The sequence below is a fragment of the Stenotrophomonas sp. SrG genome (genome assembly GCF_050031795.1).
Classification (GTDB): Bacteria; Pseudomonadota; Gammaproteobacteria; order Xanthomonadales; family Xanthomonadaceae; genus Stenotrophomonas; species Stenotrophomonas rhizophila_A.
The window spans coordinates 1-242 of the sequence record NZ_JBNBBE010000927.1 but is presented as its reverse complement, the minus strand read 5'-3'; the positions used below and the strand labels follow the sequence as shown (position 1 = coordinate 242).

At 67.8% G+C, this 242-nt stretch carries 1 protein-coding gene; it reads right to left on the bottom strand.

Going from position 1 to position 242, the window contains the following annotated elements; all coding sequences use genetic code 11:
* Positions 1-242 (bottom strand): TonB-dependent receptor domain-containing protein (locus ACQG3P_RS22200; RefSeq protein ID WP_426806259.1); only part of this gene is annotated, 242 nt, incomplete at both ends.

Here is a 242-nt window from a genome sequence, read left to right as displayed (position 1 = left end):
CCGCTTGTCCGCCAGGTTGCTGGCGTTGAGCGCGAGCTGCACGTGCGTGTTGCCATGCTGGCCCCGGTCATAGCGCAGCGCAGCGTCGAACAGGGTGTAGGACGGAATGCGGTACAGGTTGGCGCTGTCGCCGTAGCTCTCGCCGTTGTAGCGCGCGCCAGCCGCCAGGCTCACGCCACGCAGCGCACCGGCCTGGAAGGTGTAGTCGGCCCCGAATGAAGCGCTGTAGTCGGGCACCATGG